This is a genomic window from Streptomyces sp. NPDC056479, assembly GCF_042795335.1.
Taxonomy (GTDB): Bacteria; Actinomycetota; Actinomycetes; order Streptomycetales; family Streptomycetaceae; genus Streptomyces.
Genome location: NZ_JBHTRZ010000007.1, coordinates 430,194 through 443,397, shown reverse-complemented (window position 1 = coordinate 443,397; position 13,204 = coordinate 430,194). Strand labels below are relative to the sequence as shown.

Below are 13,204 nucleotides of genomic sequence, written 5' to 3'. Positions count from 1 at the left end.
TCAGGAACACCGCAGCCCCGGACAGCACTTGAGCCGTCCGGGGCTGCCGAAACACGATCCCTACGCGTCCAGGGACGTCATCACGTGCTTGATCCGCGTGTAGTCGTCGAAGCCATACGCCGAGAGGTCCTTGCCGTAGCCCGACTTCTTGAACCCACCGTGCGGCATCTCCGCGACCAGCGGAATGTGCGTGTTGATCCACACGCAGCCGAAGTCCAGCACCTTCGACATCCGCATCGCGCGCCCGTGGTCCTTGGTCCACACCGAAGACGCGAGCGCGTACTCGACGCCGTTCGCCCACTCGACGGCCTGCGCCTCGTCGGCGAAGGACTGCACGGTGATGACCGGACCGAAGACCTCCCTCTGGATGATCTCGTCGTCCTGCTTCAGCCCGGACACCACGGTCGCGGCGAAGAAGTACCCCTTGTCACCGACCTGGTGGCCGCCGGCCTCGACCTTGGCGTGCGCCGGCAGCCGGTCGATGAACCCGGAGACCTGCTTGAGCTGGTTCGGGTTGTTGAGCGGGCCGAACAGCACGTCCTCGTCGTCCGGCTGCCCCGTCTTGGTGTCGGCGGCGGCCTTGGCGAGCGCCTGCACGAACTCGTCGTGGATGGACTCGTGGACGAGCACGCGCGTGGCGGCCGTACAGTCCTGCCCGGCGTTGAAGAAGCCGGCGACCGAGATGTCCTCGACGGCCTTGGCGATGTCCGTGTCCTCGAAGACGACGACCGGCGCCTTGCCGCCCAGCTCCAGGTGGACCCGCTTGAGGTCCTTGGACGCCGACTCGGCGACCGACATGCCCGCCCGCACCGAGCCGGTGATGGAGGCCATCGCCGGGGTCGGGTGCTCGACCATCAGCCGGCCGGTGTCACGGTCGCCGGTGATGACGTTGAAGACACCCTTGGGCAGGATGCCACCGATGATCTCGGCGATCAGGACGGTCGACGCCGGAGTGGTGTCCGACGGCTTCAGGACGACCGTGTTGCCCGCCGCGAGAGCGGGCGCGAACTTCCATACGGCCATCATCATCGGGTAGTTCCAGGGCGCGACCTGCGCGCAGACGCCGATCGGCTCACGGCGCACGATGGAGGTCAGCCCCTCCATGTACTCACCGGCCGAGCGGCCCTCGAGCATCCGCGCCGCACCCGCGAAGAAGCGGATCTGGTCGACCATCGGCGGAATCTCCTCGGAGCGGGTCAGCCCGGTCGGCTTGCCCGTGTTCTCCACCTCCGCCGCGATGAGCTCCTCGGCCCGCTGCTCGAACGCGTCCGCGATCTTGAGCAGGGCCTTCTGGCGCTCGGCGGGGGTCGTGTCACGCCAGGCGGGGAAGGCCCTGGCGGCGGCCTCCATCGCGGCGTCCACATCCGCCTGCCCGGACAGCGGCGCGGTCGCGTACGCCTCGCCCGTCGCGGGGTTGACCACCTCGGTGGTCCGTCCGTCGGCGGCGTCCCGGAACTCACCGTCGATGTAGTTGCGCAGACGACGCAGCTCGGTGCTCACTGCCGGCCTCCTGTCAGGTCGAACTGTCCATTCTCTGAGACACCCACCCTAATCGGCAGGCTCACGTTTTCAACACCCCCACTGGTGTCACTTCTGCGAAATCCGCAGGCATCAGTCACGCAAACAACGAATTTCATCGCCTCGACCTTGCGGAACTGTCGAGACGTCGTGCACAGTGACGTCGTGGCCAGTCGAAGCGCAGAGCACAGGGACTCCCGCGAGTCCAGGAACGGCGGCAGCCCCACGCTGGACGCCGTCTCCCTCGCCATCATCGAACAGCTCCAGGAGGACGGCCGTCGGCCGTACGCCGCCATCGGCAAGGCCGTCGGCCTGTCCGAGGCGGCCGTGCGTCAGCGCGTCCAGAAGCTGCTCGACCAGGGCGTCATGCAGATCGTCGCCGTCACGGACCCGCTCACGGTGGGCTTCCGCCGGCAGGCGATGGTCGGCGTGAACGTCCAGGGCGACGTGGAGTCCGTGGCCGACGCGCTGACCGCCATGTCCGAATGCGAGTACGTGGTGATGACCGCCGGTTCGTTCGACCTCATGGTGGAGATCGTCTGCGAGGACGACGACCACCTCCTGGACGTCATCAACCGACGCATCCGGGCCCTCCCCGGAGTGCGTTCGACGGAGAGCTTCGTCTACCTCAAGCTCAAGAAGCAGACCTACATGTGGGGAACCCGATAACCGTGAGGACCCGATAACCGTGAGCACCAAGAGCCCTCAGGACCTCAGCAGGACCGCGTACGACCACTTGTGGATGCACTTCACGCGTATGTCCTCGTACGAGAAGAACCCCGTCCCGACCATCGTCCGGGGCGAGGGCACCTACATCTACGACGACAAGGGCAAGCGCTACCTCGACGGTCTCGCCGGCCTGTTCGTGGTCCAGGCCGGTCACGGCCGCGTCGAACTGGCCGAGGCCGCCTTCAAGCAGGCGCAGGAGCTGGCGTTCTTCCCGGTGTGGTCCTACGCCCACCCGAAGGCCGTCGAGCTCGCCGAGCGCCTCGCGGACCACGCACCGGGCGACCTCAACAAGGTCTTCTTCACCACCGGCGGCGGTGAGGCGGTGGAGACCGCCTGGAAGCTCGCCAAGCAGTACTTCAAGCTGGTCGGCAAGCCCACCAAGCACAAGGTCATCTCCCGCGCGGTCGCCTACCACGGCACCCCGCAGGGCGCCCTGTCCATCACCGGCCTGCCCGCCCTGAAGGCGCCGTTCGAGCCGCTGGTGCCCGGCGCGCACAAGGTCCCGAACACCAACATCTACCGCGCGCCGATCCACGGCGACGACCCGGAGGCCTTCGGCCGCTGGGCCGCCGACCAGATCGAGCAGCAGATCCTCTTCGAGGGCGCGGACACCGTCGCCGCGGTCTTCCTGGAGCCGGTGCAGAACGCGGGCGGCTGCTTCCCGCCCCCGCCCGGCTACTTCCAGCGGGTGCGCGAGATCTGCGACCAGTACGACGTGCTGCTGGTGTCGGACGAGGTCATCTGCGCCTTCGGCCGCCTGGGCACGATCTTCGCCTGCGACAAGTTCGACTACGTCCCGGACATGATCACCTGCGCCAAGGGCATGACCTCGGGCTACTCCCCGATCGGCGCCTGCATCGTCTCGGACCGCCTCGCCGAGCCCTTCTACAAGGGCGACAACACCTTCCTGCACGGCTACACCTTCGGCGGCCACCCGGTCTCGGCCGCGGTGGGCCTGGCCAACCTCGACCTCTTCGAGCGCGAGGGCCTGCCCCAGCACGTCCTCGACAACGAGGGCGCGTTTCGCTCGACGCTGGAGAAGCTGCACGACCTGCCGATCGTCGGCGACGTGCGCGGCAACGGCTTCTTCTACGGCATCGAGCTGGTCAAGGACAAGGCGACCAAGGAGTCCTTCAACGACGAGGAGACCGAGCGGGTTCTGTACGGCTTCCTGTCCAAGAAGCTCTACGAGAACGGCCTGTACTGCCGTGCCGACGACCGCGGTGACCCGGTCATCCAGCTCGCCCCGCCGCTGATCTCCAACCAGGAGACCTTCGACGAGATCGAGCAGATCCTGCGCGAGACGCTGTCGGAGGCGTGGACGAAGCTCTGATCTCCGGCGTTCGGACCGGCTTGCGGTCCGTCCCGGCTTCCCCGGCCCGGGTGCACCCGTACGAGTGAGAACGGTGTGCCCGGGCCGCGTGCTGTCCGATGATGCGCCCCCGGATCCTTAGCGTGCCCCTGTAACCGATCGGTCCTGCCTTCGTTCCCCCGCACGGGGGATTGGCAAGAAGAAATGACGATCAGAACCGAGGTGTACGCCCATGGTGGCCCCGCCGGACAACGACGTGCTCTGGGCACGCGCCCTGCACTTCTCGTACCACGACGGCTCGCCCGCGCTCAGCGGCGTCTCACTCGGTGTCCAGGAGGGCGAGATCCTCGCCGTCATCGGTCCACGGGGCAGCGGCAAGACCGCTCTCCTGCGCTGTCTGTCCGGCCTGACACAGGCGCGGCGCGGCGAGGTCTGGTTCAACAGCGTGCCGGTGCACACGATGGGCGCGGTGGCCCGCGAACGGCTGCGCCGCGACCGCTTCGCCTGGGTCGACCCGTCACCGTCGCTCGTGCCCGAGCTGAACGTCTGGGAGAACACCGCCCTCCCCCTGATGCTGCGCGGCACCAGCCGCCGGCGCGCCAAGACGGCCGCGCTGGAGTGGCTCAAGCGTCTGGACGTCGGCGAGGTGGCCGGCAAGCGCCCGCACCAGCTGGTACAGGCCGAACGCCAGCGCGTCTGCATCGCCCGTGCGCTGGCCCCCTCTCCCACGGTGCTGTTCGCCGACGAGCCGACGGCTCCCCTGCACCGCGCCGACCGCACCCATGTGCTGCGCACGCTGACGACCGCGGCCCGTTCGCACGGCATCACGGTCGTGCTGGCCAGCCATGACGCGGACACGGCAGCCCTGGCCGATCGCACCATCACGCTCCTCGACGGACGGCGCGTGAACACGGTGCACCTGCCCCCGGTCGCCGAGGCGGAAGGCCGGGCGGCGTGCTCGCTCTCCGTCTGACCCGGGGTGCACAGCCCGCCGTACAGCTGCGCCGACTGCTCGTCGCGGCCGGGGCGGCGGGCACCGGCTTTCTGCTGCTGTCCGCCCTGGGCTTCGCGATGTCCCACCCTGACTCCCCCGCCGCCGCCACGCTGCGGCTGGCCTGGTGCCTGCCGCCGCTGGCCGCGATGATCCACCTCGCGGTGGCGGTGGCCCGCACGGACCCCGGCACCAAACCCCGCCCGGGCCTCGCGGCGATGGGCCTCGGCCCCGGCCGTCTGATGCTGGTCTCGGCCACCACCACGGCCTTGTCCTGCACCCTCGGCTCGATGCTGGCCCTGCTGGTCTTCCTCCACCTCCGGGGCGACCTGACCGGCATGCCCTTCGACGGCGCGGGCTCGGCCTTCCTGGCAGCGGACAGCCCGCTGCCCCTGCCGGCCGCCCTGACACTGCTGGCCCTGGCGCCGGCCACGGCGTCGGCGACGGTCGCCCTGACGCTGCGCCCGAAGGAGCCCGGACGTGCCGTGACGCGGGGCGCGGGCAGGGCGTACGGCCGCTTCGGGGCGTACAGCGCGTCGGCGCGCCGGGAGACGTTCGGGGCGTACGGACGGTTCGGGGCGCGGTTGCGCAGGGGCGGTACCGCGAAGGGCGACGGATCCCAGCAGTCCGCTCAGGGCAACGCCGTGCCGGCCGCGGGCGGCGAGGTCACCGAGGCAGCGCCCGTTCCGCAGAAGGGCAGCACCCCGCCGGCACGGGCCGGCGACCCCACGCCGGCCGAAGCCGACGGCACCCCGCAGATGCCGGACGGCATCCCCGACCTGCTCACCCCCCGCCCGGCGCCCAAGGGCCTCCCCTGGGGCATCACCATCCTCACCGCGGGCCTGGCGGTGGAGACCTACGCCAGCCGCACCACCGTCGACGCACCCCTCAACGTCCCCGCCGCCCTGCCCACCGGCCCCGCCGGAGTCCTGGTCGGCTGGGTCCTCGCCGCCCTCGGCCTCGCCCTCGCCGCCCCCGGCCTCACCCACCTCTGCGGCCGCCTCCTGCAGTCCGTGCGACCGGGCCCCCTGCGTCTGCTGGCGGGCCGCGGCCTCATGGCGGAGGCCACCCGTATCGGCCGGCCCCTCGGCGTCGTCTGCGCCGTGGCCTCCGCCGCGTACGCCATGGCCCCGCTCTCCGACGCCGCGGCCACCGCCGCCGTCGGCCCCCTCACCACCCTCGGCGCCACCGTGATCACCGGCTGCACCGTGGCCACGCTCCTCATCACCGCCGTCGAGGCCAGACAGGCCCGCGCCGACACCACGGCCGCGCTGCTCCTCCTCGGCGCCCCCACCTCGATGCTCCGCAGCGCGGCGGCCCTGCGCACCGGCGCCCTGCTGGCGCTCTTCTGCCCGCTCACGCTGATCGTGGCCGAGCTCGCCGCACTGCCCCTGGCGCGCTGACGCCGCCGCGGTCCCCGGCCGAGCGCCACCGGAAAACCCGTACGAAGAAAATCTCCGCCCGGCGATGAGTTCCGATCGGACCCCCGGTCTACCCCACCGAACAGCAACCACCCCGATGGGAGAGACCGCGATGACCGCCCCCGCCTACCAGCAGATGATCTTCGTGAACCTGCCCGTGAACGACCTCGACGCGGCGAAGAAGTTCTTCACGGAGCTCGGCTACTCGATCAACGCCCAGTTCAGCGACGAGAACGCCGCGTCCGTCGTGATCAGCGACACCATCGTCGCGATGCTGCTCACCAAGCCGTTCTACTCGACCTTCACCAAGAAGGAGATCGCGGACGCCACGACGACCAGCGAGGTGCTGATCTGTCTGAGCGCCGAGAGCCGCGCGAAGGTCGACGAACTGGTCGAGAAGGCAGTCGCCGCCGGTGGTACCGCGTCGGACAAGGTCCAGGACATGGGCTTCATGTACGGCCGCGCCTTCGACGACCTCGACGGCCACACCTGGGAGGTCGTGTGGATGGACCCGTCGGCCATCGAGGGCTGAGGACAGCCGTACGGCACACGGTGCCTAGCATGGGCGGGTGCACACGATGCCCGCCCATGCGGCCCACCACGAAGACCGTGAGATAGAGACGCTCGAGGAGTTCGACGCGACCGTCTCGGCGCGCGGCTCCCTCGCCGGATTCCGGCTCCAGGCAGTGGACCTGACGGACCGTACGCGCGAACTGCTCGGCACGGACACGACGGGCGCCGTATTCCTCGGCTGCCCGATGCGCGAAGAAGCCGCCGCGAAGATCCGCACCGACGGCGCCCTGGTCTTCCCGCCGGTCCCGGACCTCCCCTTCGAGCCGTACCGGGGCCTGGTCTACTCCCCCGACGAGCTCTTCGCCTCCCTGGCCGACGGCTACGAGAACACGCCCGACGCCCACGCGTACGCCTGGTTCCAGCGGACCAAGGCGGACCGCGACGTGTACGACTCCATGCTCCGCGCGATCCACGACGACTCCGTCTCGGACGCGCTCGACGAACTGCTGTCCGGCGCCCGCGTGGTGGGCGTCATGGGCGGCCACGCGATGAAGCGCGGCACACAGGCGTACGAGGGTGCCGCGCGCCTCGGCCGGGAGCTGGCCCGCGCCGGGCTCACGGTCGCCACCGGCGGCGGCCCGGGTGCGATGGAGGCGGCCAACCTCGGTGCGTACGCCGCCCCGTACGACGACGAGATGCTCGCCGACGCCCTCCGGCTCCTCGCGAAGGCCCCTCTCTTCACACCGTCGATCACCGACTGGGCGGCGGCCGCCTTCGAGGTGCGTACCCGCTGGCCCAGGGGCGGCCGCTCCGTCGGCATCCCGACCTGGTTCTACGGCCACGAGCCGCCGAACCCCTTCGCCTCGCACATCGCCAAGTACTTCGCCAACGCCACCCGCGAGGACGGCCTGCTGGCGCGTTCCAACGCGGGCGTCGTCTTCCTGCCGGGCGCCGCCGGGACCGTACAGGAGATCTTCGACAACGCGACGCCGAACTACTACGAGTCGCGCGGGGAGCCCACCCCGATGGTCCTGGTCGACCGTGCGCACTGGACCGAGAAGCTGCCGGCCTGGCCGCTGCTCAAGTCCCTCGCCCGGGAGCGGTCGATGGAGGCGCGGATTGCCCTGGTTGACCGGATCGAGGAGGCGCCGGAGGCCTTGAAACGTCTCGGGTGTTAATAAGAGGGCAAAGCCAACGCCTGTAGGCTGCATATGCGTTGACAGTGCTTATGCCACGCTTATAAACCTGTGAGTCTCCTGGGGCCGGTGATGTCGCATCACGGGCTCCGTCGAACCCCCCTCTGTGGTGCAACTCCCGTAAAGGACAAACGTGTCCATAAACCGCCGTACCGTCGCACGTTCCGTGCGCGCCCTGGGCGTCGCCTCCGCCTCGGCCGCGCTCGCGCTCTCCGTAGCGGGCACCGCCGCCGCGTGCAACATCAGTGAATTCTCCGCCGAAGCCAAGTGCGACGGCGACAAGGGCGTCATCACCGTCACCGACGTGGACCCCGCCGGTGTCCCGGCGACCGTCACGGTGTTCCTGCAGAACAACGGCGCCGACCTGAAGAAGGTCGGCGAGCAGGAGGTCAAGGGCTCGCGCGAGGGTGTCACCATCACCTTCGCCGAGAACTGGAAGCCGGACGCCGAGTACCGGATCCACGTCAAGGCCGGCGGCTATGTCGACGAGGACATCAAGCCGAACCTGACGACTCCGTCCACGGCCTGCAAGAAGGAAGAGGAGGAGCCGCCGGCTCCGTCCGACACCCCGACCCCGTCGGAAACCGCCTCGACTCCGGCCGAGGAGACCGAAAGCCCGAGCCCCACCCCGTCGGAGAGCGAGAGCACCGCCCCCGCCAGCAGCGCTCCGTCCCCGGCGGCCGGTGACTCCAACCTCGCCGAGACCGGTGCCAACTCCAACACCGGTCTGATCGCCGGCATCGCGGTCGCCCTGGTCGCCCTCGGCGGCGGCGCGGTCTTCTTCGGCCTGCGCCGGCGCGGGGCGAGCAGCGACCGCTGACGCGCTCCTCACCGCAACACCGCTGTGGCCCGTCCCCTTTCCCGGGGGCGGGCCATCCGCGTGTCAGCCGAACGTCGCCCGCTCCAGCCAGAACTCCAGCAGCTCCCGCTCCCCCAGGACCTCCAACTCGGGGCTGTCCAGCGGCAGTCGACGGTAGAAGGCGAGCAGTACGGCGGTGAGGGGGCCGCGCAGGGCGACCGTCGCCTTCTCGTGGCCGCGGCGCCAGGAGATGACGTCCCCGGAAAGGTCCACGACCCACTCCGCGTTCACTTCGGGCGTCCCGTCCGTGGCATGCAGATGGATGCTGCCGCCGGGTCGGTGCAACTCCCGCGCCGGGTCGTCCGGCAGCGACCGCTGGGCCCACTCGATGATCTGCAGCCACTCGTCGATCGCGTCGGCCGCCACGTCGGGCGCGACCTCGTAGGGCAGTCCGGCGGCGAGGGTCGCGTCGGCGCGGTGGACGGTGAGCTCGTGCGTCATACGGCGAGCCCAGAACCCGGCGCTGAGATCCCCGGCCCATCCCCACACCTTGGCGTCCGGCCCGGCCTCCCGCAGGGTGGCGACGATCATCTCACCGGTCTCGGCGAGCCAGGCGTCCAGCGCCACGGGGTCGCCCTTCTCCTGCGGACCGGTGCCGAGCGGGACCTCCTCCTCCTCGATCTCCTCCTGCGCCCGCGTCCGCACCATCAGCTCCACCCAGCGCAGGGCGCCGCCCGTGTGCCGCACCAGCCGCTCCAGCGACCAGTCCGGGCAGGTCGGCACGGTGGCCGACAGATCGGCGCCGGACGTCACCACGGCCCTCAACAGGCCGACCTGGTGGGCGATCTCGTCGCAGTAGCGATCATGTGCGAGCAGCGTCATGCCCGCACCCTATGCGTCCAGTGATCAGCCGAGCACGGCAATTTCGGCCGCGTCGAACTCCACTCCGACCACATCCCCGACCTCGGGCGCTGCCCGCAGCGCACAGGCCGCTTCGAGACGCGGCGCCTCGTCCGGCTGGAGATGCACGGCGACATGGGTGCCCCTGAACGTCCGCCCGGCGACCGTGCAGCGCAGGCCCTCGTCGGGCGCGACCAGGCGCACCCCGGCCGGCCGTACGAGCAGCGTCCGCGTCCCCTGGGCGGCGCCCTCGCCCACCGGCAGCTTCCCCCAGGGCGTGTCCGCCGCCTCGCCGGCGACGGTGCCCTCGACCACGTTGTCGAAGCCGAGGAAGCGCGCCACGAACTCGTCCACCGGCCGCTGCCACACCTGCAGCGGCGTCCCGGTCTGGGCGATCCGCCCGTCCCGCATCACCACGACCCGGTCGGCGAGCGCGAAGGCCTCGCCCTGGTCATGCGTCACGGCCAGCACGGTGGTGCCCAACCGCCCGAACAGCTCCCGGAGTTCGACGACCAGCCGCTCCCGCAGCGAGCGGTCGAGCTGGCCCAGCGGCTCGTCCAGCATCAGCAGCCGGGGCCGGGGCGCGAGCGCACGGGCCAACGCCACCCGCTGCTGTTCCCCGCCGGACAGCGAGGCCACGGCGCGCCCGGCGGCGCCCGGCAGTCCGACAAGTTCGAGCAACTCCCTTACCTGCTCGGCCTGTTCGGCCTTGGAGGCGCCGTGCATCCGGGTCCCGAAGGCCACGTTGCCGCCGACGTCCCGCTGCGGGAACAGCTGATGGTCCTGGAACATCAGCCCGACGCCCCGCTTGTGCGCGGGCACCCCGGCCTGGTCCCGCCCGTCGAGCGCCACCCGCCCGGCATCGAGGGCTTGCAGTCCCGCCACGGCCCGCAGCAGCGTCGACTTGCCGCTGCCGCTCGGCCCGAGCACACACACGATCTCGTGCTCGGCGACATCGAGGTCCACGGCGTCGAGCACGGCCCGCCCGCCGAAGCGCACGGTCGCACCCGCCAGACTCAACAGCATCTAGAACTCCCCCGTCCGATCCGCACGGAGCCGCTCCAGCACCAGCAGCGCCACCGCGCACACCATCATCAGTACCGTCGAAAGGGCCATCGCCTGGCCGTAGTTGAGCTCGCCGGCCCGCCCCAGCAGCCGCGCCACGGCGACCGGCAGGGTCGGATTGTCGGGTCGCGCGATGAACACCGTCGCCCCGAACTCCCCCAGCGACACCGCGAAGGCGAACCCGGCCGCGATCAGCAGCGCCCGTCGCACCATCGGCAGATCCACCTCACGCCAGACCCGCCAGGGCGAGGCTCCCAGCACCGACGCCGCCTCGCGCAGCCGCTGGTCCACCGCCCGCAGCACGGGCAGCATGGTCCGTACGACGAACGGCACCCCGACGAGCGCCTGCGCCAGCGGCACCAGGATCCAGCTGCTGCGCAGGTCCAGCGGCGGCTCGTCCAGGGCGATCAGGAACCCGAACCCGACGGTCACCGCGGACACCCCGAGCGGCAGCATCAACAGCGCGTCGAAGCCCCGTACGAACCGGCCCGCGTCCCGTCGGGTCAACGCGGCCGCCGCCAGACCGCCGATCAGCACGGCGATGAGCGTGGCGACGACGGCGTACTCCAGCGAGTTCCCGATCGCCTCGATCGGCGCGACGAGGAAGACCCCGCCGTCGGCGCTGGTCAGCGCCCGGTAGTAGCCGAAGTCGGAGGCGCCGAGCGACCGTTGCACCAGCACGGCCAGCGGCAGCAGCAGGAGTACGGCGATGACGGCAAGCACACCGGCCAGCAGGGCCCACTGGCCCGCCCCGCGCGGCCGCCGCGCGGTCACCGACGCGTCCACCAGGCGCAGGGCGCTCTCCCGTCGCCGTACCGTCCAGGCGTGCACGGCGAGTATCGCGGCCACGGCCAGGAACTGGATGATCGTCAGGACGGCGGCCGTGGACAGGTCGAAGATCTCGGAGGTCTGGCGGTAGATCTCCACTTCGAGGGTGGAGAAGGTCGGTCCGCCGAGGATCTGCACCACACCGAAGGAGGTGAAGGTGAACAGGAAGACCATGAGCGCGGCGGCGGCCACGGCGGGCCCGAGCGCCGGCAGGGTGACCTGCCGCCAGGCTTTCAGGGGCGAGGCCCCGAGCATCCGCGCGGCCTCCTCCTGGCGCGGGTCGAGCTGCGCCCAGAGCCCTCCCACCGTGCGTACGACGACGGCGTAGTTGAAGAAGACATGCGCGAGCAGGATGGCCCACACGGTGGTGTCGAGCCGTACGCCCCACAGCTCGTCGAGGAGTCCGCCGCGGCCGACGAGCGCGAGGAACGCCGTACCGACGACGACCGTCGGCAGCACGAAGGGGACGGTCACCACGGCCCGCAGGATCTGCTTGCCGGGGAAGTCGAAGCGGGCGAAGACATAGGCGCCCGGCAGCGCGATCAGCAGGGTCAGCGCGGTGGAGGCGAGCGCCTGCCAGGTGGTGAACCACAGGACGTGCCGGATGTCGGACTCCCCGAGCACGTCCCACAGCCGCCCGAACTGCCACACCCCCTCGACCTTCAGACCGCGCGCGAGGATCGCGGCGACCGGGTAGGCGAAGAACACCCCGAAGAACGCGACGGGGACGGCGATGAGACCGAGCCGCACCGCCGCCGCGCCCTTCTTCCGCGGGGCCGCTACTTCAGTACGAGCGAGGTCCACGACTTGACCCAGTCGTCACGGTTGTCGGCGATCTTCGCCGGGTCCATGGTCTCGGGGTTCTCGGCCTGCGGGCCGTACTTCACGAACTCCGGCGGGACCTGGGCGGCCTTGAGCACCGGGTAGACGAACATGTTCAGCGGCATGTCGTCCTGGAAGGTCTTGGTGAGCAGGAAGTCGAGGAGCGCCTTGCCGCCCTCGGTGTTCTTGGCGCCTGCGAGCAGCCCGGCGTACTCGACCTGCCGGAAGCAGGTGCCGGTCGCGACACCGGTCGGCGCGGTGGTCGGCTTCGGGTCGGCGTAGATCACCTCGGCGGGCGGGGAGGAGGCGTACGACACGACGAGCGGCCGGTCGGCCTTGGCCTGCTTGCCGCCGGCGGAACCGGAGAACTCCTCGTTGTAGGCCTGCTCCCAGCCGTCGACGACCTTCACGCCGTTGGCCTTGAGCTTCTTCCAGTAGTCCTGCCAGCCGTCGTCGCCGTACCGGGCGGAGGTCCCGAGGAGGAATCCCAGCCCCGGCGAGGAGGTGGAGGCGTTCTCGGTGACGAGGAGGTTCTTGTATTCGGGCTTGATCAGGTCGTCGTACGTCGTCGGCGGGGCCAGCTTGTGCTCGCTGAAGTACGCCTTGTCGTAGTTGACGCAGATGTCGCCGGTGTCGACGGGAGTGACCCGGTGCTTGTCCTGGTCGACCCGGTACTCGGGCAGGATCAGGTCGGAGCCCTTGGGCTCATAGGACTGGAACAGCCCGTTGTCGAGCGCGCGGGAGAGCAGGGTGTTGTCGACGCCGAAGAAGACGTCGCCCTGCGGGTTGTCCTTGGTGAGGATGGCCTTGTTGACGGCCTGCCCGGCGTCGCCGTCCTCCAGGACCTTGACCTTGTAGCCGGACTGCTTCTCGAACGCGGCGAGGACGCCCTTGGAGACGGCCCACGAGTTGTGGCTGACGAGGGTCACGGTCTTGCTCTTGGACTCGGGGTTGTCGGTCCCCGAGTCGGACGACCCGCACGCGGACAGCGTGACGAGGCCGAGCCCGACGGCGAAGACCGTGGCCTTCTTGGTGATGCTCACCAGATTCCTCCTGGGGTTGACCAGGAAGAGACGCGGCCCTGCCGAGAAGCCCTCTTCTTCGGCTCCT

Annotated in this window: 12 protein-coding genes; 7 read left to right on the top strand and 5 right to left on the bottom strand. The window is 70.4% G+C overall.

The annotated features are described in order from the left end of the window. Positions 1-60 precede the first annotated feature (60 nt). Positions 61-1,500, bottom strand: coding sequence for a gamma-aminobutyraldehyde dehydrogenase (locus ACFQ6S_RS28325; protein WP_383415530.1), 1,440 nt, complete (start codon positions 1,498-1,500; stop codon positions 61-63). Positions 1,501-1,668: 168 nt separating this feature from the next. On the opposite strand from ACFQ6S_RS28325, the gene ACFQ6S_RS28320 reads away from it, so the two are divergent. The 7 genes from ACFQ6S_RS28320 to ACFQ6S_RS28290 all read left to right on the top strand — a co-directional run bounded on the left by ACFQ6S_RS28320 (position 1,669) and on the right by ACFQ6S_RS28290 (position 8,500). Beyond that, entirely contained in the window at positions 1,669-2,187 is a 519-nt protein-coding gene (locus tag ACFQ6S_RS28320; protein ID WP_383415527.1) for an Lrp/AsnC family transcriptional regulator, read from the top strand. 19 nt (positions 2,188-2,206) lie between these two features. Further along, on the top strand, positions 2,207-3,580 hold the full coding sequence (locus ACFQ6S_RS28315) for an aspartate aminotransferase family protein (protein ID WP_383415524.1): 1,374 nt from the start codon (positions 2,207-2,209) through the stop codon (positions 3,578-3,580). A 211-nt stretch (positions 3,581-3,791) separates the two neighbouring features. After that, on the top strand, positions 3,792-4,532 hold the full coding sequence (locus ACFQ6S_RS28310) for an ABC transporter ATP-binding protein (RefSeq protein WP_383415521.1): 741 nt from the start codon (positions 3,792-3,794) through the stop codon (positions 4,530-4,532). Next, complete coding sequence (locus tag ACFQ6S_RS28305) at positions 4,514-5,953, top strand: hypothetical protein (protein WP_383415518.1); 1,440 nt, start codon at positions 4,514-4,516, stop codon at positions 5,951-5,953. Before ACFQ6S_RS28310 ends, ACFQ6S_RS28305 begins: the two co-directional genes overlap by 19 nt. 130 nt (positions 5,954-6,083) lie before the next feature. Beyond that, positions 6,084-6,503 carry a VOC family protein gene (locus ACFQ6S_RS28300; protein WP_383415515.1) on the top strand — a complete coding sequence of 140 codons (420 nt, stop codon included), beginning with the start codon at positions 6,084-6,086 and terminating at the stop codon, positions 6,501-6,503. Positions 6,504-6,540: 37 nt separating this feature from the next. Further along, positions 6,541-7,662, top strand: coding sequence for an LOG family protein (locus tag ACFQ6S_RS28295; RefSeq protein ID WP_383415512.1), 1,122 nt, complete (start codon positions 6,541-6,543; stop codon positions 7,660-7,662). Positions 7,663-7,813: 151 nt separating this feature from the next. Then, positions 7,814-8,500: an LAETG motif-containing sortase-dependent surface protein gene (locus ACFQ6S_RS28290; RefSeq protein WP_383415509.1), complete on the top strand. Its 687-nt coding sequence runs from the start codon at positions 7,814-7,816 to the stop codon at positions 8,498-8,500. A gap of 63 nt (positions 8,501-8,563) precedes the next feature. Here ACFQ6S_RS28290 and ACFQ6S_RS28285 read toward each other — a convergent pair whose 3' ends face one another. The 4 genes from ACFQ6S_RS28285 to ACFQ6S_RS28270 are packed head-to-tail and all read right to left on the bottom strand — an operon-like array spanning position 8,564 to position 13,137. Continuing rightward, positions 8,564-9,361, bottom strand: a complete 798-nt coding sequence (locus ACFQ6S_RS28285; protein WP_383415506.1) for a maleylpyruvate isomerase family mycothiol-dependent enzyme — start codon at positions 9,359-9,361, stop codon at positions 8,564-8,566. A 24-nt stretch (positions 9,362-9,385) separates the two neighbouring features. After that, positions 9,386-10,405: an ABC transporter ATP-binding protein gene (locus tag ACFQ6S_RS28280; RefSeq protein ID WP_383415503.1), complete on the bottom strand. Its 1,020-nt coding sequence runs from the start codon at positions 10,403-10,405 to the stop codon at positions 9,386-9,388. Then, a complete protein-coding gene (locus ACFQ6S_RS28275; protein WP_383415500.1) occupies positions 10,406-12,076 on the bottom strand; it encodes an ABC transporter permease in 1,671 nt (556 codons plus the stop codon). Beyond that, positions 12,052-13,137 (bottom strand): thiamine ABC transporter substrate binding subunit, encoded by a 1,086-nt coding sequence (locus ACFQ6S_RS28270; protein ID WP_383415498.1) that lies wholly within the window; start codon positions 13,135-13,137, stop codon positions 12,052-12,054. Before ACFQ6S_RS28270 ends, ACFQ6S_RS28275 begins: the two co-directional genes overlap by 25 nt. Between the last annotated feature and the right edge of the window lie 67 nt (positions 13,138-13,204).